We start from the raw sequence: 22,665 nt of genomic DNA on the forward strand, positions 1-22,665 counted from the left end.
CGCGGATCACGGATCAGAGGGCGGGAACTTCGTTCTTCGGGGCGCGGGTGAGGGCGCGGATGATCTCGATCTCGCGCGCGCGATACGGCTTTCCATCGCCATGCAGCAGATCGTGGAACCACAGCGTCGGCGGCTTCTGCGTGTACGGACGCTCCCACGAATCCCACGGGAAGCGCGTCTGCGTCTTGCCGTCGACGAAGCCCCAGTTGTACATGCCGACGTTGAGCTTCTTCGCCACCGGCAGCACGCCGTCGATGGTCGAACCGGCGCCGCGCGCGAGGTATTCGGTGCACAGCAGCGGCCGGCCGTAGACCTGCAGCTCCTGCACGCGCTGGGCGAAATCCTCCGGCCAAGCGTAGGTGTGGAACGAGATGACGTCGGACAGCTCGATCTGCGCCTTCTCGACGCGGTTCAGGCCTTCGAGCTTGTTCCAGTCGGGGTTGTGCCACAGGCCGCTGGTGAGCGGCTGGGTCGGCTTCTGCGTGCGGGCCCAGGCGAAGGCCTTCGGCAGCAACTCGGCGACGCGGTCGAACTTGTGCTTGCTTTCGCGCGGCTGGTAGTAGCCGCTGCCGCCGCCTTCGTTGTCCGGCTCGTTCCAGATGTCCCAGGCGAGCACGCGATCGTCCTTGGCGAAGCTGCCGACGATGTCCTTCACGTACGCCTCAAGGCGCGCGTGCTGCTTCGGATCGTCCAGCGCGGCCGTGCCCGGACCCTGCACCCAGCCGGAGTTGTGCACGCCGGGAATCGGCGGACGCTGCGGGCCGAGCTTCGGATCCGGGTCCCAGCACGAGTCGAACAGCACCAGCATCGGCTTGATGCCGTGCTTCGCGGAAATCTGCAGGAAGGTTTCGAGGCGGCGCTTGAAGCCCTTCGGGTCCTGGTGCCAGGCCATGTCGTGCAGGAACACGCGCATGGTGTTCATGCCCATGTCCTGCGCCCAGCCCAGTTCCAGGTCGATGCGCTTGGGATCGAACGTGTCGGCCTGCCACATCTCCAGCTGGTTGATTGCGTTGGCGGGGATGTAGTTGCTGCCGACCAGCCACGGCTGCTTCGCGTACCAGGCGTTCGCTTCGGCCTGCGACCAGCGTTCGCCGTCGGCCGCATGCGCGAGGGGCGCGCCCGCCAGTACGACGGCAGCCAGCACCAGCGAGGCGAATCGTTGCGGTAGCCATTTCAACATCGGGAGCATCTCCTTTCTGCGTATGCGTTCTGCGTTCTGCGTTCTGCGTTCTGACGGGCATGCCTCCGGCATCCACGACGGCCGTGGCCGTCGCGTGGCAGGTGGCAATGGACCGCGTGGGGGCCGGTTTACGGCTTCGCGCGGGCGCCCTGATCGGTGGTGAAGCGGTAGACCATGCGGTTCACGTACTGCTTGCCCGGAACAAGCCGCGCCGAACCGAAGGACGGCTGGTTCGGCGTGTCGGGGAACAACTGCGGTTCGAGCACGAAGGCATCGCCCTGGCGATACACCTGGCCGCGCTTGCCGACCGTGGTGCCGTCGAGGAAGTTGCCGGAATAGAACTGCAATCCGGGCTGCGCGGACGACAGCGTCATCACGCGGCCGGAGCGCGGGTCGTGCACGCGCGCGACCTCACGCGGCTGCTTCGCGATGCTGCGGCTGACGACCCAGTTGTGGTCGTAGCCACGGCCGCGCAGCAACTGCGGTTCCGAACCGGTGCGAAGGTCGCGGCCGATCGGCTTGGCGGTGCGGAAATCGAACACGGTGCCCGCGACCGGCACGACTTCGCCGGTGGGGATGAGCGTCTCGTCGACCGGCGTGTACGCATCGGCGGCGATGGTGAGTTCGTGGTCCATCGCCGTGCCCGAACCTTCGCCGGAGAGGTTCCAGTACGCGTGGTTGCTCAGGTTGACGATGGTCGGCGCGTCGGTGGTCGCGCGGTACTCGATGGCGAGCGTGCCGTCGCCTTCGAGCGCGTAGCTCGCGGTGACGGTGAGCTTGCCGGGATAGCCCTGGTCGCCGTCCGGGCTGACGTAGCGCAGCGTGGCGCGATCGGGCTTCGCCTCGACCACCTCCCACACCACCTTGTCGAAGCCGCGCGTGCCGCCGTGCAGGGTGTTGGGGCCGTCGTTGGTCGGAATGGCGTACTGCTTGCCGTCGAGCGTGAACCTGCCCTTGGCGATGCGGTTGGCGAAGCGGCCGACGATCGTGCCGAAGTACTGCGGCTTGGCGAGCGTGGCGTCGAGCGTGGCGTCGGCCAGGATGACGTCGGCGTACTTGCCGTCGCGATCGGGCACCTGCAACGCGTGCAGCGCGGCGCCGAGCGTCCACAGTTGCGCCTGCATGCCGCTGCCGTCGCGCAGCGTGATCGATTCGACCTTCGTTCCGTCCGGCAGCGTGCCGACGACGGTGCGTTCCTGGGCGCCTGCGGCACCCGTCGCCGCGAGCGCCAGCGCGCCCATGCACCAACCCGCGATCCCCTTGCGAAGCCCCATCACTCTCGACCCTCCCGAACACGGCCCTTGGCAGCGTGGGACAGACAAAAACATATAATCAGACAATATGCACGTTGCGCCGCAACACGGTGAGGGCAGCAATCGCACAGGTTGCGGTGAAGAATCTGGCAAGAAGCGCAAACCATGTGCGCCAACGGGCGAAAGCAGCGGCGCCGGATCACCAGGCTCGTCCAGCCTTTGTAGCCCGGGTAAGCGCAGCGCACCCGGGGCGCGGCAAGCCTTCCGGGTCGCTGCGCTCACCCGGCTACGAGAGCAACGCGTGCGTGATGGCGGATCAGCGAGCGCGAACCCGCGCATCGATCTCCACGAACCCGCGCGCGATCGCATCGGCCGACGCCACGGTGCGCGACGTCAGTCCCAGTTCCTCCAGCGCCGCCGCGTACAGCGCGCACACGGCGGGCGAGCCCACCAGGGGGATCGCGACGTCGTCGCGGCGTGGAAACAGCGCCAGCGCATCCGCGATCTCGGAGCCGATCAACAATCCGCGCAGGTACGCGCTGGCGTCCGCCTTCGGGAGCATTCCGCGAATCACCCGCGCACGCGCGCCGAAGAGCAGCGCGCCGAGCCCCAGGGTGCGCGACGCACTCGTGCGAACGCCGTCGCGGAAGGCGTGGCCATCGCGGCCAGCGCCTTCGACGATCGACGCGAGCAGGCCCGCGGCGGTGAGCCGGTCGTAGACCTCGCCCGACATCGCGGTCATGAACTCGACCACGCGACCGTCCGCGATCGCGACCCACTTGGTGTGCGTGCCCGGCAGCGCGACCAGGGGCGCATCGCCGAGCCGGCCGCTGGCGTGCAGGCCGAGCAGTTCGGTTTCCTCGCCGCGCATGACGTCCGGCGCGCCGTCGCGTTCGCGCACGCAGGCGAGTCCGGGGACGATGTGCAGCGCGAGTTCGCCGATGCGCGTGGGCACGAGGCGTTCGCACAGGCGCTCGATTCCGGCGGGGCAGTCGGCGTAGCCGGCGTCGGTCCAGCCGACGTTCGAACCGATCATTCCGGCGGCGTACACGCGGGTGGCGTGCGGCCATCGCGCGCGGACGCGGTCGGCCATCCCGACCATGCCGTCGCGTTGCAGCGAGGCCACGCCGGCGGGCGCTTCCAGCGAATCGAGCACCAAGCCGTCGGGCGCGATGAGGTGGGCGCGGAAATTCGAACTGCCCCAGTTGATGCCTACGATGGCGTCGGAGGTTTCGCTCATGGCGTTGGAAGACCGGATGCAGGCCGCGCGTGCGGCGGGAATGTGCGGCACCTGTCCGGCGCCTTGCGAATTGTCCGATTATATGTTTACGTCGATGGCCGCGCGCAATGCTCCGTGCCGGCGTCAGGAAGCCGCACGAAGCCGCGACGAATGCGAGCCGCACGCGATGCGGACGCGTTTCCTCCATCCCGCAAGGAGAAGGCCGCATGACCCGATGCCGGGGGCTCCTGTCCGTCACGTTGATGCTGTGTCTCGCCGGAGCCGCGAACGCGGCCGGGCAGGGCACGTTCGAGAATCCGCTGCTGCCGTCCGGGCCCGATCCGTGGATCGTGCGCGACGGCGCGACCTACTACTACATGGCCACGCGTGGCGACCGGCTCACGATCCGCAAGACCTCGGACCTCACGCGCCTGGCCGACGCGCCGGAAACCACCGTGTGGACGCCGCCGGCGAGCGGGCCGAACGCGCAGTCGATCTGGGCGCCGGAACTGCATCGCATCGACGGCAAGTGGTACCTGTACTACACCGCCGCCGCGAGCGGCCACGACGACGACGCGCATCGCGGCGTGTTCGTGCTGGAGAACGCGGGCGCGGATCCGACGCAGGGCGAATGGATCGATCGCGGCCAGCTGAAGACCGAACACACCGGCATCGACGGCACCACGTTCGTGCACGAAGGCAAACGCTATTTCGTGTATTCGCCGTACGTGGGACCCGACAGCGTGCTGTCGATCGTCGCGATGGCGAATCCGTGGACGCTCAGCGGCAAGGAAACGATCATCGCGCGCCCCGACCAGGCGTGGGAGCGCCAGGGCGGGCGGCAGATCCTCGAGGGACCGGAGTTCCTCAAGGGCCCCAACGGCGATCTGTTCCTGACGTATTCCGGCAGCGCGTGCTGGTCGGACGATTACGCCATCGGCCTGCTGCGCGCCGCGCCCGGACGCGATCCGCTGGATGCGTCGTCGTGGACGAAGGTCCCCGGCCCGGTGCTGGCGAAGGATGCGGAACGCAGCGTCTACGCGCCCGGCCACAACGGCTTCTTCGAAGCGGCCGACGGCACGACGTGGATCGTCTACCACGCCAATCCAGGCCCCGACATGAAGTGCACGGCGAAGCGCTCGCCGCGCATGCAGCCGGTGCGCTGGACGAAGGACGGGCAGCCGGAGTTCGGCAGGCCGGCGGGGAAGGGCGTGAAGTTGAAGGCGCCGGGCGGCTGACGGAACCGCTCCTACCAACGCTCGAGGGGGCGGGGCAACGCCGCCCGCCGGGCCGTCCGGACGCACCCGGCAAACCCCGCCTGTTGAATAATGAGAATTATTCGCATTTAATAATGAACAGGCAGGGACCTCTCTGATTGCGCGAAGGCCGTCGATGTGACTGGCGTCAGCGAACGCGGGGTTCGCCCCACATTCCCGTTCGCATCCAGACACCCCCACATGCCTTCTTCCGGTTCCGCACGCTCGTCCTTCGCCGTTTCCCATCGGCAACGCCCCGTTTCGCCCAACCGACTGGGCCTGGCGATCTGTTTCGCGCTGCTCGGCGTCCCGCACGCCGCACTGGCGGCCGATGCGTCCGCCGACAGCGCCACCGACCTCGACGCGGTTCTCGTCGTCGCCCAGCGCGCGCAGCGCGTCAGCAACGGCGCGACCAACCTCGACCTGGACATCAAGGACACGCCGCAGTCGATCAGCGTGGTGGACAACGTGCAGATGCAGCAGTTCGGCACGGACAGCCTCAACGAGGCGCTGCGCCTGGCCACCGGCATCCAGGTGGACGAGTGGGAGACCAACCGCACGACCTTCACCTCGCGCGGCTTCGACATCGAGAACACCCAGATCGACGGCGTCGGCCTGCCCAACGACTGGGGCATCGTCACCGGCGCGATGGACATGGCCGGCTACGAGAAGCTGGAAGTCATCCGCGGCGCCAACGGCCTGCTGACCGGCGTGGGCAACGCGGCCGGCACCATCAACTACGTGCGCAAGCGTCCAACCAACGACAGCCGCGGCTCGCTCGGCCTCGGCTACGGGTCATGGGACACGCTGCGCGCGGAAGTCGACTATTCCACGCCGTTCACCGCCGACGGCACCTGGGCCGGGCGCGTGGTGGCCGCGCACGAGCAGGGCGATTCCTACCTTCGCGGCAAGGAAGACCAGCGCGATTTCGTCTACGGCGTGGTCGACGGCCAGGTCGGCGAGAACGGCACGCTGACGTTCGGCTATTCGTGGCAGGAGGCGCGCACCGACGGCAACATGTGGGGCGCGCTGACCTTCATGTACAACGATGGCACGCAGGCCGAGTGGAGCCGCAGCGCGTCGACCACGCAGGACTGGACGTACTGGGACACGACCAACCAGAACGCGTTCGTCGAGTACGTGCACCAGCTCGGCATGGACTGGCAGCTGAAGCTGTCGTACGACTACCGCCGGAGCGAGAACGACGACAGGCTCTTCTACGCCACCGACTACCAGGGCACCGGCCTGGAGCCGGGCACCAACCTGGGCCTGTACGGTTATCCATGGGGCGGCGACGATGAAATGACCTCGCACCTGGGCACGGCCACCGTCAACGGCCGCTTCCCGATGTGGGGCCGCGAGCACGAGGCGATGTTCGGCCTGGGCTGGGCGAAGAGCGAAGCGACCAACCGCGAATTCGCCAACGCCGTTTACGACAGCGATCTGTTCGGCTACATCGTCATGCCGGCGTTCCCGTGGGGCGGCGACGTGATCCCGGAGCCGGAGTGGGGCGAAAGCTCGGTCTACAGCGTGCTCGACCAGCGCGTGAAGCGCGCGTTCGGCGCGATGCGGCTGGCGCTCACCGACCGCTTCAAGGCGGTGCTGGGCTTCAACTACGCGCAGTACCATCGCGACGGCATCAACTACGGCGTCGTGTTCGACCAGACCGAAGGGCACACCAGCCCGTACGCCGGCCTGACGTTCGATTTCAACGAGCACGTGCTCGGCTACGTCAGCTATTCGGACATCTACCACCCGCAGAGCCAGTCCGACCAGGACGGCCGCTTCCTGGACCCGACCAAGGGCACCAACTACGAGCTGGGCGTGAAGGCCGACTGGCTCGACAAGCGCCTGCTCACGACCTTCGCCGTGTTCCAGGCGAAGCAGGACAACCTCGCCACCGGCGCCGGCTACAACCAGCACGGCCAGTACTACTACACGGGCGTGGACGTCGAATCCAAGGGCGTCGAGTTCGAAGTCACCGGCCGCCTCACCGATCACGTGGACCTGGTGTTTGGCGCCACCGCGCTGAAGCTGACCGGCCAGGACGGCGACGACACCTACCGCTGGGTGCCGCGTCGCACCGCGAACCTGCTGCTGACCGCGCGCGTGCCCGGTTACACGGCGTTGTCGTACGGCATCGGCGGGCGCTGGCAAAGCGACATCTCGAACGTGGAAAGCAACGGCTTCACCGTTCGCCAGGACAGCTACGCGGTGCTCAACGGCTTCGTGGCGTGGGACTTCGTGCCCAACGCGACGCTGCGGCTCAACGTCAACAACCTGACCGACGAGAAGTACATCAATACGCTGCGCTACAGTGGCTTCTACGGTGCGCCGGCCAACTACATGCTGAGCCTGAACTGGCGGTTCTGACCGCCGCCACCCGTAACGCAAGGACCGCCAGACGCCATGTCCAGCACGATCGCCCGCTCTTTCATCACCGCGCACCGCCTGCGCACCGCATCGCGCGTGGGCGCGGCGGTGCTGGGCGGCTACGGCTTCGCCTGGGGCGTGGTGGCGCTCACCACCTGCCTGCTGTTCGCGGCGGGACTCGGCTTCCACGACGCGGAATTCCTCGGCGCCCTTACGGGCCTGCTGGCGTACCTGGTCGTGTTCCTGTGGGCCATCGCCGCGCGACGGCTGGCGGTGGTGTGGGCGGTGCTCGCGGGCAGCGGTGCGCTGATGACCGGCGCGGCGTCGCTGCTGCAGTCGTTGCTGGCCTGAGGAGGGCTCGATCATGCTCAACAGCTTCCGGCAATCCATGGCGTGGCTGCACACCTGGTTCGGGCTGGTGCTCGGCTTCGTGCTGATGGCCGCGTTCTTCTTCGGCGCGCTGTCGGTGTTCGATCGCGAGATCGACCGCTGGTCGATTCCCGCCACGCGCATCGAGCCGCAACCGATGCCGTCGTTCGAACAGGTGCTGCGCCCGGCGTTCGAGCGCATGCAGCCCACGCGCGAGGCCGTGGATGCGATGCGTCCGCGCGTGGACGGCGACATGCCGGCGCGCTTCGACACGGTGGAGAGCTGGAGCGCCTACACGACGCATCGCGATCCGGTGCTCGCGCTGTACGCCGGTTACGACGTGCCGAATTCGAAGGATCCGGAAGAGGCGATCTGGGCCTACGGCACCATCGATCCGCGCGATGGCCGCGTATTGCCGGACGACCAGCTGAAGATCGGCAGCGGGTTCTTCTATCCGATGCACTACAGCCTGACCCTGGACTGGAAGAACCTGGGCTTCTGGATCGTCGGGCTCTCCGCGCTGGTGATGCTCGCCGCGCTGGTGAGCGGCGTGGTGATGCATCGCAAGCTGTTCCGCGAGTTCTTCACCTTCCGCCCGGGCAAGGCGCGCCTGCGCAGCGTGCTCGACCTGCACAACCTCACCGGCGTGGTCGCGCTGCCGTTCCATTTCTTCTTCGCCTTCACGGGGCTGGTGATCTTCGCCGCCACCTATTACTTCCCGGTGGGCCACACCCAGCTGCACACGCTGCACGATCTGCACGCGCAGGTGGAAGCGCGGGAAACCGGCCTGCCGCACCAACGCGCCGGCGTGCCGGCCGGGCTGGCGTCGGTGGACGGGATGGTCGCGCAGGCGCAGCGCCGCTGGGAGGCGAAGGGCAAGGCGGGCGAGGTCGGCTTCCTGGTGCTGATGCACGTGGGCGACGCGAACGGCTATGTCAGCGTGTATCGCGCCGGCACCGACCGCATCGCGCTGGTCGGCGACGGCATCCACTTCAAGGCGTCCACGGGCGAGCTGATCCGCGAGGATCCACCGGCGACGTCGGTGGGCCGCGTCAGCGAGTTCCTCACCGGCCTGCACCTGCAGCACTTCCGCCACTGGCTGCTGCGTTGGCTGTACGTGTTCGGCGGACTGGCCGGCGCGGTATGCATCGCCACCGGGTTCGTGTTCTTCGTCGAGAAACGCAAGCGCCAGCACGCGCAGCAGGGCAGCCAGGGCGCGCGCATCGTCGATGCACTGGCCGTGACCACGGTGACCGGCATGGTGCTGGCGGCGCTGGGCATCCTCGTCGCCAACCGGTTGCTGCCCGAAGCGATGCCGGGCCGCGGCGACTGGGAGCGCTACGCCTTCTGGGGCACGTGGGCGCTCGCCTTCGTGCATGCGGGGTGGCGCAGCGCGCCGGTCGCGCAGGGCAGGGCGAATCCCGCCTGGCGCGAGCAGTGCATCGCGATCGCGGTGCTGGCGGTCGCCGCCGTCGCGTTGAACTGGATCACCACCGGCGACCATCTGCTCAAGACGCTGTCGGCCGGCTACTGGCCGGTGGCCGGGGTGGACCTGTTCCTGCTGTCCGGCGCCACCGTCGCGGCGCTCGCGTGGCGCGCGTTGTCGAAGCGTGCGTCGGTGGCGCGGTCGGGCGTCGTCGCAACGGAGCCCGCGCATGTCTGAGTCGTTGTTGTCCGCGTGGCTGCTGTCGGCCGCGATGCTGGCGAACCTCGCCGGCATGGGCTGGCTGGCGCTTTCCATGCCCGTGCATGCGCAGCAGGTGTGGGGTGGTGTTCCTTCGGCCGGAATCGCGCGCATGTTGCGATGGATGGGCGCCGCCGGCCTGCTCGTTGCGCTCGCGCTGTGCCTGGTCGTCGATCACGCATCGATGGCGTCGCTGGTGTGGGTGATGACGCTGGCGGCGTCGGCGGTCGCCACCGCCTTCCTCCTGTCGTGGCAACCGCGATGGCTGCGCGCGTTGGCGCCGTGGGTTCGCGCAGGGCAGGTGAGCCGGACGAACGCCGCAGGCACGTTGCCGCCCGGCTGAGCCGCGGGCTCACTCCAGCCGCACGTCGAGTCCCAGCGCCTCGGCGATCGTGATCGTCTGGTCGATCGTGATGATCGCGTTCCGGATGCTGTTGTTCGCAGGATCGAGCGCGCTGAGGTCGCTGCCCCGCAGGTCGCTGCCGGAAAAATCGGCGCCGTGGAGCCATGCTCCCGAGAGATCCGAATCCCGTAGCGATGCGCCCTGGCATCGCGCGCCGGTCAGGTCCGCTTCCCTCAATCGCGTCCGCAGGAAAGTGGCGCGGCGTAGATCCGCGCCCGGCAAGCCGACGAAAGCCCAGTCGCAGTCGGTCACCTGCATCTGGTCGAACTGGCATCCGTCGAACATGCTCCCCAGCAGCTTGCAGCCGGTGAACCGGCTGTCGAAGAAGTTGCACGAGACGAACGTGCAGTTCACGAAGGCGGCGCCGGAATGGGTCGATGCGTTGAATCGTGCGCGACGAAACGTGCATTCGTGGAACGACGCGCCGATCGCCTCGCCCTCGGTGAAATCCAGGTCCCGGAAGAGCGTGCTGCGGAACTGTTCGCGCTGGAGCGTGCGGCCATACCAGTCGGCGGAGGCGATGGTGGTCTGCGTGCCGGCGGCCGGCTCTCCATACCTGCGTTCGGCCATCGGCGTGTCCGAGTGTTTGAGGGTCCGCATTGTAGGGCGCGATCCGTTCGGTTGACGCGCCGCTTTTTATGTAACATTATTTGTTACATGAAAAGAGACAGCCGACTTTCCGCCGTCCTCCACGCGCTGCTGCACATGAACGAGCGCGGCGCACCGATGACGTCCGAAGCACTCGCGCAGTGCCTCGGCACCAACCCCGTCGTGGTCAGGCGCACGATGGGGCTGTTGCGCGAAACGGGCCTGGTGGCCGCCGATCGCGGCCATTCGGGCGGTTGGCGGATCGTCGCCGACCTGTCCTCGGTCAACCTGCGGCAACTGCACGAAGCGCTCGGCGAGCCCGCGCTGTTCGCCATCGGCAACCGCAACGAACATCCCGAGTGCCTGGTCGAGCAGGCGGTCAACGCCGCGCTCGACGATGCCTTCGAGCAGGCCGAGGCGCTGCTCCTGGAGAAATTCGAATCCGTCACGCTGGCCGAACTGGCCGCCGATTTCGCGCGCAGGCGCAACCGCTCATTCCGGAGGAAGGCATGAAGCACGACGTCATCGTCATTGGAGGCAGCTACGCGGGCATGGCCGCGGCGTTGCAACTGGTCCGGGCGCGCCGCAGCGTCCTGGTGGTCGACGGCGGGCGACGGCGCAATCGCGCGGCGTCGCATTCGCACGGTTTCCTCGGGCAGGACGGCGTGGATCCCGCGCAGATCGCCCGCACCGCACGCACCCAGCTGGAAGCCTATCCGACGCTGTCCTGGCACGACGGCGACGTGATCGAGGCGTCGGGCGAGAAGGATGCGTTCTCCGTGACACTCGGCGATGGCGCGCAGTACCACGCGCGACGGTTGCTGCTCGCCACCGGCGTGTCCGACACGTTGCCCGACATCGAGGGCCTGTCCGAGCGCTGGGGCACGAGCGCGTTCCACTGCCCGTATTGCCATGGATACGAAATGCAGCGCGGCGAGGTCGGCGTCATCGCGTCGGGGCCGATGTCGATCCACCAGGCGCAGATGCTGCCGGAGTGGGGAAAGGTGACGTTCCTCCTCAACGGAATGCTGGAACTGGACGCCGACATGGCGAACGATCTGGCAAGCCGTGGCGTCCGCGTCGAGTCGACGGCCATCGCGCGCATCGAAGGACACGCCGACGTGGTGCTCGCCGATGACCGGCGGTTGTCCTTCGCCGGATTGTTCACCACGCCGCGCAACGCACCGGCCTCGCCGATCGGCGAACAGCTCGGTTGCGCGCTGGCGGAAACGCCGATGGGCATCCAGATCGGCACCGCCGACACGAAGGAAAGCAGCGTGCCCGGCGTGTTCGCCTGCGGCGACGTGGCGCGCATGCCGCATTCGGTGTCGCTCGCCGTCGGCGATGGTGCGTGGGCCGGCGCGCAGCTGCACCGGTCGCTGATCCTGCCGGCGATCTGATTCCGGCGCGGTGGCCCGCGCTCGCGCATTTCCGCGAGCGCGACGCCGGTCAACGCACGATCGTCACCGGCAGCGTGCCGCGCGCGATGACCTTGGTCGACACCGAACCCAGGAACATCCCGCGCAGCGGGCCGTCGCCGTGCGAACCCATCACGATCTGGTCCACGCGTCGCTTCTTCGCGATCTCCAGGATCGTGGAGGCGACATCGCCCACGCGCAGTTCCTCGTCGAACGCGAGCTTGGCGCGCGCGAGCGTGCGCCTGGCATCGCGCGTCATGATCTTCGCGTTCTCGGCGTGGAACTGCTCCACCGCCCTGGCGCCCATGGTCACCGCGACGCGCTGCAGCAGCGGCAGGTCGACGTTCACCAGCACGATGCGCGGCGGCCTGGCGAGCTGTCGCGCGAGGTTCACCACGTACTTCACGGCACGCGAGCTGACGTCGCTGCCGTCCACCGCCAACAGGATGTGCATGGTCGGGGCTCCTTGAACTATGGCCGGGCGGATGTGCGCTTCAGATGTCGCGGACCTTTGCATTCGGCGGGGTTATCTGATCGAAGAAACGTGAAGGGAACGTGAGAAGGAGACGACAGACGCCCCGTCACTCGCAGCGGAATTCCAGCGAACGCGCGAATCAGTGCGACGAAACGTACCGCGCATCCGCCGGTCGCGGCGGCATGGCGAAGCTCTCGCGCATGCGTCGCGCCTCGCGTGCGGGCGTGAGTCCGAACAGTCGCTTGAACTCGCGGTTGAACTGCGACGTGCTCTCGAACCCCACCGCATGGCACGCCGCGGCGGCCGTCATTCCTTCCTGGGTCATGAGCAGGCGCGCCTGGTGGAGGCGCGTGGATTTGAGGTACTGCATGGGCGAGGTGCAGGTCACGGCCTTGAAGTGGCTGTGGAACGACGGCGCGCTCATGCCGGCTTCGGCGGCCAGTTGCGCGACGCTCAACGGCTGGTCGTACGCGGCATGGATGCGTTGCAGCGCCCTGGCGATGTTTCCGAAGCGCCCTTCCATGGCCAGTGCCGCGCGAAGATTCGGGCCTTGCGGCCCCGTCAGGATGCGGTAGTACACCTCGCGCAGGAGTTGCGGCCCGAGGATTCCGGCTTCGACGGGATCGGCCAGGCTTTGCAGCAGGCGCAGCACCGACAGATGCATCGCGTCGTCCATCGGACTGGACATCATGCTGCGCGGCTCGGCTTCGTTCGCGCGCCGGCCGTGCCGGTCGATAGACAGCGCGAGTTCGGCCGCCAGCGGGAATTCCAGATGCAGGTACAGCGCGAGCAGCGGCTCCTGCTCGGTGGCATCGGTCTCCATGGTGAAGGGCACGGGAACGGACACGGCGAGGTACTGGTTCGCGTCGTACACGAAGGTGCGCTGGCCGAAGTATCCGCGCTTGCGGCCCTGGCACACGATCACGATGCCGGGGTCGTAGAGGACGGGCGTGCGGGCGAGGGGACGATTGGATCGCAGCAGTCGCAGGCTCGGGAGCGCCGTCAGGTTGTAGCCCTCGTCCGGCGCCAGTGCGAGGACCCGCGGCGCAAGGGGGGCGAGCCCGGACGGTCGGGCGGGGCGGTGGGGGCGGTTCATAGGAATGGGCAATCACGGAAGGCTTTCGCGCCTTATCCGGGCGGGCTGGCCTGCGTATTGTGCACCCGACCCTTCAACGGAGCCGGACGATGGCGAATCCGAAACACCTCCTCATCACCGGCGTCAGCAGCGGCTTCGGCCGCGCACTCGCGCGCGAAGCGCTGGCGACCGGCCACCACGTGGTGGGAACCGTGCGCGATGCGGCATCGGCCGAAGCGTTCCAGGCGCTGGTGCCCGGGCGGGCGCACGCGCGACTGCTCGACGTCACCGATCATGACGCCATCGAGCCGCTGGTGCGCGGGATTGAAGCAACGATCGGTCCGATCGACGTGCTGGTGAACAACGCCGGCTACGGCCACGAAGGCGTGATGGAGGAATCGCCGCTGCCGCAGATGCGCCGGCAGTTCGACGTCAACGTGTTCGGCGCGGCGGCGATGATGAAGGCGGTGCTGCCGCACATGCGCGCGCGGCGTTCCGGCCGCATCCTCAACATCACCTCGATGGGCGGCTTCATCACGATGCCGGGCATCGCCTATTACTGCGGAAGCAAGTTCGCGCTCGAAGGCATCAGCGAGGCGCTCGGCAAGGAGGTGCGGCATCTGGGCATCCACGTGACCGCCGTGGCCCCCGGCTCTTTCCGCACGGACTGGGCGGGGCGCTCGATGGTGCGCAGCCCGCGTTCGATCGGCGATTACGACGTGGTGTTCGATCCGGTTCGTCAACGACGGATGGAGGTCAGCGGGAAGCAGCTGGGCAATCCGGAAAAGGCGGCGAAGGCGATGCTCGAGATCATCGAAAGCGACGATCCGCCATCGCATCTGGTGCTGGGCAGCGATGCGCTGGCGTTGATCCGGACGAAGATCGCGGATCTGCAGGAGGAGTTGTCCCGGTGGGAAGCCCTGACGCGATCGACGGATGGCTGAAGGAGCCTCCGGGAAACAACGGAAAGACGCGTTTGTAGCCCGGGTAAGCGAAGCGCACCCGGGGGCTTTTCGCGTGAGGGACGCCGGGCGCTCCCCGGGTGCGGCCTTCGGCCTTACCCGGGCTACAAGGGCAGCTACACATGCAGCGCGGGAAGCCCGCGATTATTTATGCAGAATTTACGCATACCCCGCATAACGAAATAGAGGTTTTACCTCGACGAGTCCGAGAATTTCGCCGTGGCCGGAGATGGCCTCGTCGACTCAGGCAGGGGTACATGAAACACACGATTTTCCGTGCGCGCGAGGTGCGCACGTATCTTCCCTTCGGCGTGCTGGCGATGGTCGGCCTGCTTTCGCTGGGCGGTCATGCGGGTGCGGCGGAGTTGAGCGGAAGCGCCGCGCTGACCAGCGACTACGTCTGGCGCGGCACCACGCAGACGCAGGGCGACGCGGCGGTGCAGGCCGGTTTCAAGCTGGCGGGCGACTTCGGATTCTACGGTTCGGTGTGGGGCTCGAACGTGGAGTTCGCCCCGGACATCCACGCAAGCAGCGAACTCGACTTCACCGTCGGCTGGGCGGGGAACCTCGCCGAACACTGGGCGCTGGACGTCAACGTGCTGCGCTACCAGTACCCGTCCACGACGGTCGATCTCGACTGGGCCGAACTCAACGGCACGCTCACCTACGCAGGCAACTACTGGCTGTCGCTGGGTTATTCGCCCGAAGCGCTGGGAAGCGACGACGCCGGCGTCTACACGCAGATCGGCGCGCGCTTTCCGGTGAACGACGCGTTCCGCATCGAAGCCGCCGCCGGCCACTACTGGCTGGATGAGGTGTACGACCGGAGCTATTCGCATGCGCAACTGAGCGCGGTGTGGGCCGTGGCTGCGCCGCTGGAACTGCGGCTCACCGCGCATGCCACCGATTCCAACGCCGAAACGATCTTCGGCGACGACTTCGCCGGCGACCGCATCGAGGCGGCCGTGCAGGCGTCCTTCTGAGGAGCGACGAAATGCCTGGCTGGCTTGCCCTGGTGTGCGCCGTCGCGGTGATCCTCGCCGCGGCCTACCTGCTGTACGTGGTTCTTCGTCCCGAAGATTTCTGAGGCAACGGCCGTCATGCCGCGCGGCGGGCATCGGCGTCCTCCGGAAGCCCGGACGACGCCCGTTCCCGTGCGCCATGGCATTGACGGCGAGAGAGCACAACCATGACTGAAATCCTTCTCGTATACGCCCTCGCCATCGTGTTGGGCTGGCCGCTCGGACGGTATCTCGCGCGCGTGATGCGCGGCGATCGCAGTCGGCTGGACGCCGTGTTCGGCCCGGTCGAGCGCGTCATCTACAAAGCCATCGGCACCGATCCGCAGCGCCGCATGACCTGGCGCGGTTACGCCAGGGCGTTCGCGCTGAGCAACCTCGTGGTGGGCCTGGTGGTCTGGGTGCAGTTCATGATCCAGGCCTGGCTGCCGCTCAATCCCGACGACATCCCGAACATGCGCTGGGACACCGCGCTGCACACGATGGTGTCGTTCCTCACCAACACCAACCAGCAGCATTACTCCGGACAGGCGCAGCTGAGTTACCTGTCGCAGATGGTCGGCATCGTCGGCCTGCAGGTGGTCACGCCGATCATGGGCCTGGCGATGGTGGTGGCTACCTTGCGCGGCCTGTTCGGCGGTCGCGAGGAAATCGAACAGCGTGGTGCGAAGCCGACCGCGAACGGCCATGCGGCCTCGCGCGAGGGCGATCGCGATCTGGGCAACTACTGGGTCGACGTCACCCGTGCAGCGCTGCGATTCATGCTGCCGCTCTGCCTCGCATGGTCGCTGCTGCTGACCTGGCAGGGCGTGCCCTCGACGCTGGAAGCCGGCCCGACCATCGCGCCCGTCGATGCGTCGGTGGAGATGAAGGCGCAGAAGATCCCGCTGGGCCCGGTCGCGCCGATGGTCGCGGTCAAGCAGCTCGGTTCCAACGGTGGCGGCTGGTACGGTCCGAACAGCTCCGTGGCGCTGGAGAACCCGACGCCCTTGTCGAACCTGATCGAGGTGCTCGGCATCGTGCTGATTCCGGTCGCGATCACCTTCATGGTCGGCCCGTTCGTGCGGCGCCGGCGCCTTACCGCGATGGTGTTCGGCACGATGCTGCTGATGTCGGTCGTGTCGACCGGACTGTCGATGTGGTCGGAGGTGTACTCGCCCACGGCCAGCGATCCCGCGCTGATGGAGGGCAAGGAAGTCCGCCTGGGCGCGACGTCGTCGGCGCTATGGTCGGCGTTGACCACGCAGGTGAACAACGGGTCGGTCAATTCGATGCACGACTCGCTGGCGCCGCTCACCGGCGGCATGTCGATGGTCAACATGCTGATCAACGCGATCTGGGGCGGCATCGGCTGCGGCCTGCAGCAGTTCCTCGTGTACCTGCTGCTGAGCGTGTTCCTCGCCGGCCTCATGACCGGACGCACCCCTGAACTGTTCGGCCGCAAGATCGAAGCGCCGGAAGTGCGGCTGCTGGCCCTGCTGATCCTGCTGCAGCCCGTCGTGCTGCTGGGCTTCACCGCGGTGACGCTGGCGATTCCGTCGATCACCGGCAACTCCAATCCCGGCTTCCATGGCATCAGCCAGGTGTTCTACGAGTACGCGTCGGCCTTCGCCAACAACGGGTCCGGTTTCGAAGGCCTGGGCGATGCGACGTACTGGTGGAACCTGAGTTGTGCGGCGGTGCTGGCGCTGGGCCGCTTCCCCGCACTGATCGTGCCGCTCGCCGTGGCCGGCCTGATGGCGCGCAAGCGCGTGGCGCCGGAGAGCGGCGGCACGCTGCACGTGGAGACGCCGACTTTCGCCGTGACGCTGGTGGCCGTGGTCGTGATCCTGACCGTGCTGCAGTTCATGCCGGCGCTGGTCATGGGACCGATCGCCGATCACCTGACTTTCTACAGCGCCGCTGCGGCGGCGCCGTGAGGTAGCAAACGTGACTGACATTACACAGACCCATCTGGGCTACGCCCGCCGCCAGGCCGTGGCCGGGCTCGATGCGACGGCACTGCGTGCCGCGCTGGTCGACGCCTTCCGCAAGCTGTCGCCGCGCCAGGCGTTGAAGAGCCCCGTGATCGCCATCGTGCTGCTCGGCACGCTGCTGTCGGCGCTGATCACCGTCGCGGTGCCCGGCAACGTCGCCTTCGGTGCGGCGGTGACCGCGATCCTGTTCGTGACCGTGCTGTTCGCGAACTTCGCCGAGGCCATCGCGGAAGCGCGCGGCCGTGGACAGGCGGCTTCGCTGCGCGCCGCGCGACGCGACCTGGTGGCGCGCCGGCTCGGAGGCCGCACCCGCGTCGCCGGGGAAACCCGCGTCGCGGCGGCGAGCCTGCGGCCGGGCGACCACGTCATCGTCTCGGCCGGCGAGTTCGTGCCCGCCGACGGCGAGATCGTCGAAGGCGTGGCGACCATCAACGAGGCGGCCGTCACCGGCGAATCGGCGCCGGTGCTGCGCGAGGCCGGTACCGATCGTTCCGGCGTGATCGGCGGCACCAAGGTGCTGTCCGACGAGATCATCGTGCAGGTCAGCGCCGAGCCCGGGCACAGCTTCCTCGATCGCATGATCGCGCTGGTGGAAGGCGCGAACCGGCAGAAGACGCCGAACGAGATCGCGCTGACCATGCTGCTGGCGGCGATGACGCTGACGTTCCTCGTCGTCTGCGCGACGCTGCCGGCGCTGGCCGGCTTCGTCGGCGCGAAGCTTGATCCGCTGTTGCTGATCGCGTTGCTGGTGTGCCTGATCCCCACGACCATCGGCGGCCTGCTGCCCGCCATCGGCATCGCCGGCATGAACCGCGCGTTGGCCGCCAACGTGCTGGCGAAGTCGGGCAAGGCCGTGGAAATCGCCGGCGACGTCGATGTGCTGTTGCTGGACAAGACCGGCACCATCACCCACGGCGATCGCCAGGCGACGGCGTTCCATCCGCTCGCCGGCATCGACATGTCGCGACTGCGCGAAGCCGCGCTGCTGTCGTCGCTGGCCGATCCGACGCCGGAAGGCAAGTCGATCGTGAAGCTGGCGCGCGAGCAGGGCACGGCGTTGCAGGATCCGGAGGGCGCGCACTACGTGCAGTTCAGTGCGCAGACGCGCATGTCCGGCGTCGACCTGCGTGGTGCCGACGTGGACGGCGGCGTGCGCTCGATCCGCAAGGGCGCGGGCGACGCGATCGAGCGGCACGTGGCCGCACAGGGCGGGCTCGTGCCTGCGGAACTGAATGCGCGCGTCGAGCAGGTCGCGCGCGCCGGCGCCACGCCGCTGGTGGTCAGCGAAGGACGGCACGTGCTCGGTGTCATCGAACTCAGCGACGTGGTCAAGCACGGCGTCAAGGAGCGCTTCGCACGGTTGCGCGCCATGGGCATCAAGACCGTGATGATCACCGGCGACAACCCGCTGACCGCCGCCGCGATCGCCGCGGAAGCGGGCGTGGACGACTACATCGCGCAAGCGCGCCCGGAGGACAAGCTGGCGCGCATCCGCGCCGAGCAGGCCGGTGGCCGCCTGATCGCGATGGTCGGCGACGGAACCAACGACGCTCCCGCGCTGGCGCAGGCGGACGTCGGACTCGCGATGAATTCGGGCACGCAGGCCGCCAAGGAAGCCGGGAACATGGTCGATCTCGACAGCGATCCGGCGAAGCTGCTGGCGGTCGTCGAGGTCGGCAAGCAGCAGCTGATCACGCGCGGTGCGCTCACCACGTTCTCGCTCGCCAACGACGTGTCCAAGTACTTCGCGATCCTGCCGGCGCTGTTCGCCGCCGCGATTCCGCAGATGGCCGCGCTCGACGTCATGCATCTGTCGAGCCCGCGCAATGCGGTGCTCGCGGCGCTGGTCTTCAACGCGCTGATCATTCCCGCGCTGATCCCGCTCGCGTTGAAGGGCGTGCGCTTCAGGCCCGCCAGCTCGGTCGCGCTGCTGCGCCGGAACATGCTGGTGTATGGCGTCGGCGGCGTGCTGCTGCCTTTCGTCGGCATCAAGCTGATCGACCTCGTCCTCGTTGCCCTGGGTGTCTGACATGAACGTTTCCGCATTGCACACGAACGCCACGGCACCGGCCGTCGAGCTGGAGGACCGGACCACGCTGCGCGCGAGCCTGGTGTTGACGGTGGTGGTCCTGGCCGGCTTCGGCTTCCTGTACTCGCTGGGCGCCGCCGCGCTGGGACGCGTGGTGTTCCCGCACCAGGCCACCGGCAGCCTGGTGGTCGTCGACGGCCGGGCACGCGGCTCGGAATGGGTACCGCAGCCGTTCGCCGATGCGCGCTATTTCCATTCGCGCCCGTCGGCCGCGAACTACGATCCGATGGCGGCGGCCGGCAGCAATCTGGCGCGCAGCAATCCGGACCTGCGCACGCGCATGGACGAACTGCGGCAGGAGGTCGCGCGGCGCGAAGGCATCGCACCGGCACGGGTGCCGGCCGAACTGGTCACGCAGTCCGGCGGCGGCATGGACCCGCACCTGTCGCCGGCGGGCGTGCAGGTGCAGGTCGCCCGTGTGGCCGGAGCGCGCGGCCTCGACGTCGCGGCGGTGGAGCGACTGGTGAGCGCCAACACGGAAGAGCCGCAGTTCGGCGTCCTGGGCGCGCCGCGCGTGAATGTGCTCAAGCTCAACCTGGCGCTGGATGCGCTGGAGGAGTAGGCGAGGGCACATGGCGTTTCCAGCCCCTGCGCCGCTTCCGCCGACGGTCGTCTAAAGTGGGCGGCCGGCCTTTCGTCGTACGTTCGGGCGCCACGCGCATGCGTGGCGCCTTCCAGGTGAAGACATGACCAATCGCAGCGCCGCGCAACGTGGGGAGCAGGCCGACGCCCTGATCGGCGAACTGCAACGCCAGGGCGCGGGGCGGCTCACCATTTTCCTCGGCGCCGCGCCGGGCGTGGGCAAGACCTACACGATGCTCAGTCGCGCGCGGGAATTGCAACGGCGGGGCCTCGACGTGGTGGTCGGCATCGCCGAAACGCATGGCCGCAGCGAGACCGCCGCGCTGCTGGATGGACTCGAAGTGCTTCCGCGCCGGCGCATCGAGTACCACGGCCGATCGTTGGACGAACTGGATCTCGACGCGCTGCTGGAACGCAGACCGAAGCTGGCGCTCGTCGACGAACTCGCGCACCGCAACGTGCCCGGCAGTCGCCACGAGCGCCGGTGGCAGGACGTGATCGAGCTGCTCGATGCCGGCATCGACGTCTACTCGACCATCAACATCCAGCACCTGGAGAGCCTCAACGACGTCGTGCACCGGATCACCGGCATCCGCGTCAACGAGACCGTGCCCGACGCGGTGTTCGACCGCCTGCGCGACATCGTCCTCGTGGATCTTCCGCCGCGCGAACTGATCGAGCGGCTGCAGCAGGGCAAGGTCTATGTGCCCGAACAGGCGGCGCACGCGTTGCAGGCGTTCTTCTCGCCCAGCAACCTGACCGCGCTGCGCGAACTGGCGATGCAGACGGCGGCCGATCGCGTCGACAGCGACCTTCGCGAGGCGCAGGCGGCGCGCGGCCTGCCGGGCGTCCCGCTGCGGCGCAGGGTCATGGTCGCGATCGACGGCATGGGGCAGTCGGAATACCTGGTGCGCGTCGCGCGCCGCCTGGCGGAGCGTCGCGACGCACCGTGGAGCGTGGTCACCGTCCAGTCCGCGATCCCGACCGAGGCGCAGCAACTCGAGCTCGAACGCGCCTTCGCGTTGGCGCGGCGCCTCGGCGGCGATGCGCTGGTGCTGCATGGGAACAGCATCGTGGACGCGCTGCTCGACCAGGCCGCGCGGGCCGGCGTTAGCACCATCGTGCTCGGCCGCACGCGCGAGCGGCCCTTCGCGCGCATGTTCAACCGCACGCTGACGCAGCAGCTGCTGCAACGCGGCGCGCATTACGAGCTCACCATCATCAGCACGCCGGAAGCGCGTGCGCGATCGCGGCGTTCGTGGCGCACGCTGAAGGGGCACCTCAGCCGGAACGACGCGCTGCTCGCGTTCGCATCGGCGACCCTTGCCACGGCCATCGCCTGGCTGGCGGAGCGGTGGCTGGACCTGGACGACCTCTCGCTGATCTTCATCGTGGCGGTCGTCCTGGTGGCGGCACGCACGCGGATGGCGGCAGCCGTCATCGCCGCCGCGCTGTGCTTCCTGGCCTACAACTTCTTCTTCATCGAACCGCGCTTCACGTTGATGATCGGCGCCCGCCAGGGCGTGACGACCGTGATCCTGTTCCTCGTCGCGGCGCTGGTGGCGGGACGGCTTGCGTCGAAGCTGCGCATGCAGGTCGTGGCGCTTCGCGCGGCCAACGCGCAGGCGACCGCCTTGCAGACCCTGGGAAGGCAGCTGTCCGCCGCGGCGGATCTCGGCCAGGTGTTGCAGGCGGGCCGCGCCGCGCTGCGTCGCGCGTTCGACGTCGAGGTGATGCTGCAGGTCGGCGAGCAGACCGAACATGCCTCCGGCCTCGGCGAGAAGGATCGCGCCGCCGCGGATTGGGCGATGCGTCATCGGCAGCCGTCGGGCCGCTTCACCGACACGCTGGCCGGCGCGGACTGGTGGTTCATGCCGCTGGCGCTGGGCGAACGGCAGGCCGGTGTGATGGGCCTGCGTTTCCCGCCGCAGGTGCACCGCCTCGGTGCGGAGCAGCGACGACTCGCCGAAGCCATGGCCGACGACATCGCGCAGGCGGCGGTCCGCGCGCGACTGGTCGCGGATCTCGAGAACGCGCGCGTGAGCAACGAGACCGAGCGCCTGCGTTCGGCGCTGCTGTCGTCGGTCTCGCACGACCTGCGTTCGCCGCTGGCGTCGATCATCGGTTCCGCGAGCAGCCTGGATCATTACGGCGACGCGATGCCCGCGCGGGATCGCCACGAGCTCCTCGAAACCATCCGCATCGAAGGAGAACGGCTGGACCGCTACATCCAGAACCTGCTGGACATGACGCGCCTGGGCCATGGCGGCCTGACGCTCAAGCGCGACTGGATCGGCGTGGACGAACTGATCGGTTCCGCGGTGACGCGCCTGCAACGTTACGAACCGCAGGCGGGTTTCAGGATATCGGTCGAGCCGGACATGCCGCCGATCTGGGTGCATCCGGCGCTCGTCGAGCAGGCGCTGTTCAACGTGCTGGAGAACGCGGGGAAGTTCTCGCCACCCGGCGTGCCCATCGAGGTGGACGCGCGAACGGTCGACGGCAACCTGCGGCTCGACGTGCGCGATCGCGGCCCCGGGATCCCCGACGACGAACGCCGCCGCATCTTCGACATGTTCTACAGCGTCGAGAACGGCGATCGCGGGCGCAAGGGCACGGGCTTGGGGCTGGCGATCACGCAGGGTATGGTGGGCGCGCACGGGGGAGGGGTGGAAGCCTTGCCCGGCCCCGACGGACGCGGGACGACGATCCGCATCACCCTGCCTCGACTCGAACCCTGACCA

Annotated in this window: 20 protein-coding genes; 14 read left to right on the forward strand and 6 right to left on the reverse strand. The window is 68.2% G+C overall.

The features are described 5' to 3' along the window. Positions 1-13 precede the first annotated feature (13 nt). The 3 genes from I4U41_RS07180 to I4U41_RS07190 form a co-directional block, all read right to left on the reverse strand. Entirely contained in the window at positions 14-1,180 is a 1,167-nt protein-coding gene (locus tag I4U41_RS07180; RefSeq protein WP_242525092.1) for a cellulase family glycosylhydrolase, read from the reverse strand. A 128-nt stretch (positions 1,181-1,308) separates the two neighbouring features. Further along, complete coding sequence (locus I4U41_RS07185) at positions 1,309-2,421, reverse strand: aldose epimerase family protein (protein ID WP_206860474.1); 1,113 nt, start codon at positions 2,419-2,421, stop codon at positions 1,309-1,311. Positions 2,422-2,749: 328 nt separating this feature from the next. Then, on the reverse strand, positions 2,750-3,673 hold the full coding sequence (locus I4U41_RS07190) for a 2-dehydro-3-deoxygalactonokinase (protein WP_206860475.1): 924 nt from the start codon (positions 3,671-3,673) through the stop codon (positions 2,750-2,752). A gap of 206 nt (positions 3,674-3,879) precedes the next feature. On the opposite strand from I4U41_RS07190, the gene I4U41_RS07195 reads away from it, so the two are divergent. The 5 genes from I4U41_RS07195 (at position 3,880) to I4U41_RS07215 (ending at position 9,677) form a co-directional block, all read left to right on the forward strand. Continuing rightward, positions 3,880-4,890: a glycoside hydrolase family 43 protein gene (locus tag I4U41_RS07195; RefSeq protein WP_206860476.1), complete on the forward strand. Its 1,011-nt coding sequence runs from the start codon at positions 3,880-3,882 to the stop codon at positions 4,888-4,890. Between the two features lie 219 nt (positions 4,891-5,109). After that, on the forward strand, positions 5,110-7,281 hold the full coding sequence (locus I4U41_RS07200; RefSeq protein WP_206860477.1) for a TonB-dependent siderophore receptor: 2,172 nt from the start codon (positions 5,110-5,112) through the stop codon (positions 7,279-7,281). A 36-nt stretch (positions 7,282-7,317) separates the two neighbouring features. Beyond that, on the forward strand, positions 7,318-7,632 hold the full coding sequence (locus I4U41_RS07205; protein WP_206860478.1) for an iron uptake protein: 315 nt from the start codon (positions 7,318-7,320) through the stop codon (positions 7,630-7,632). A 13-nt stretch (positions 7,633-7,645) separates the two neighbouring features. After that, the gene (locus tag I4U41_RS07210; protein ID WP_206860479.1) at positions 7,646-9,313 is read left to right on the forward strand and encodes a PepSY-associated TM helix domain-containing protein; all 1,668 of its coding nucleotides are present in this window, start codon (positions 7,646-7,648) and stop codon (positions 9,311-9,313) included. Beyond that, a complete protein-coding gene (locus tag I4U41_RS07215) occupies positions 9,306-9,677 on the forward strand; it encodes a DUF3325 domain-containing protein (protein WP_206860480.1) in 372 nt (123 codons plus the stop codon). The genes I4U41_RS07210 and I4U41_RS07215 overlap by 8 nt, the downstream gene beginning before the upstream one ends. Before the next feature lie 9 nt (positions 9,678-9,686). Here the strand turns inward: I4U41_RS07215 and I4U41_RS07220 are convergent, their stop codons facing one another. Next, positions 9,687-10,307 (reverse strand): pentapeptide repeat-containing protein, encoded by a 621-nt coding sequence (locus I4U41_RS07220; RefSeq protein ID WP_206860481.1) that lies wholly within the window; start codon positions 10,305-10,307, stop codon positions 9,687-9,689. An 87-nt stretch (positions 10,308-10,394) separates the two neighbouring features. On the opposite strand from I4U41_RS07220, the gene I4U41_RS07225 reads away from it, so the two are divergent. After that, positions 10,395-10,838 (forward strand): Rrf2 family transcriptional regulator, encoded by a 444-nt coding sequence (locus I4U41_RS07225; protein WP_206860482.1) that lies wholly within the window; start codon positions 10,395-10,397, stop codon positions 10,836-10,838. After that, the gene (locus I4U41_RS07230; protein WP_206860483.1) at positions 10,835-11,725 is read left to right on the forward strand and encodes an NAD(P)/FAD-dependent oxidoreductase; all 891 of its coding nucleotides are present in this window, start codon (positions 10,835-10,837) and stop codon (positions 11,723-11,725) included. The genes I4U41_RS07225 and I4U41_RS07230 overlap by 4 nt, the downstream gene beginning before the upstream one ends. A 49-nt stretch (positions 11,726-11,774) precedes the next feature. Here the strand turns inward: I4U41_RS07230 and I4U41_RS07235 are convergent, their stop codons facing one another. Then, positions 11,775-12,197 carry a universal stress protein gene (locus I4U41_RS07235; protein WP_206860484.1) on the reverse strand — a complete coding sequence of 141 codons (423 nt, stop codon included), beginning with the start codon at positions 12,195-12,197 and terminating at the stop codon, positions 11,775-11,777. Positions 12,198-12,357: 160 nt separating this feature from the next. After that, the gene (locus tag I4U41_RS07240) at positions 12,358-13,314 is read right to left on the reverse strand and encodes an AraC family transcriptional regulator (RefSeq protein WP_206860485.1); all 957 of its coding nucleotides are present in this window, start codon (positions 13,312-13,314) and stop codon (positions 12,358-12,360) included. Positions 13,315-13,403: 89 nt separating this feature from the next. Between I4U41_RS07240 and I4U41_RS07245 the strand changes: the two genes are divergently transcribed. From I4U41_RS07245 to I4U41_RS07275, 7 genes are all read left to right on the forward strand, one after another. Continuing rightward, positions 13,404-14,237: an oxidoreductase gene (locus I4U41_RS07245; protein WP_206860486.1), complete on the forward strand. Its 834-nt coding sequence runs from the start codon at positions 13,404-13,406 to the stop codon at positions 14,235-14,237. Positions 14,238-14,512: 275 nt separating this feature from the next. Continuing rightward, complete coding sequence (locus I4U41_RS07250) at positions 14,513-15,238, forward strand: TorF family putative porin (RefSeq protein ID WP_242525093.1); 726 nt, start codon at positions 14,513-14,515, stop codon at positions 15,236-15,238. A gap of 11 nt (positions 15,239-15,249) precedes the next feature. Next, positions 15,250-15,342 carry a potassium-transporting ATPase subunit F gene (locus I4U41_RS07255; protein ID WP_206860487.1) on the forward strand — a complete coding sequence of 31 codons (93 nt, stop codon included), beginning with the start codon at positions 15,250-15,252 and terminating at the stop codon, positions 15,340-15,342. 102 nt (positions 15,343-15,444) lie between these two features. Then, a complete protein-coding gene (gene kdpA / locus I4U41_RS07260) occupies positions 15,445-17,193 on the forward strand; it encodes a potassium-transporting ATPase subunit KdpA (protein WP_206860488.1) in 1,749 nt (582 codons plus the stop codon). Between the two features lie 19 nt (positions 17,194-17,212). Next, positions 17,213-19,279 carry a potassium-transporting ATPase subunit KdpB gene (gene kdpB, locus I4U41_RS07265; RefSeq protein WP_206861577.1) on the forward strand — a complete coding sequence of 689 codons (2,067 nt, stop codon included), beginning with the start codon at positions 17,213-17,215 and terminating at the stop codon, positions 19,277-19,279. A gap of 1 nt (position 19,280) precedes the next feature. Then, positions 19,281-19,901 carry a potassium-transporting ATPase subunit KdpC gene (gene kdpC / locus I4U41_RS07270; protein WP_206860489.1) on the forward strand — a complete coding sequence of 207 codons (621 nt, stop codon included), beginning with the start codon at positions 19,281-19,283 and terminating at the stop codon, positions 19,899-19,901. 124 nt (positions 19,902-20,025) lie between these two features. Then, on the forward strand, positions 20,026-22,662 hold the full coding sequence (locus tag I4U41_RS07275; protein ID WP_206860490.1) for a sensor histidine kinase: 2,637 nt from the start codon (positions 20,026-20,028) through the stop codon (positions 22,660-22,662). The last annotated feature ends 3 nt before the right edge of the window (positions 22,663-22,665 follow it).

This window comes from Lysobacter changpingensis (genome assembly GCF_017308985.1).
Lineage (GTDB): Bacteria > Pseudomonadota > Gammaproteobacteria > Xanthomonadales > Xanthomonadaceae > Lysobacter_J > Lysobacter_J changpingensis.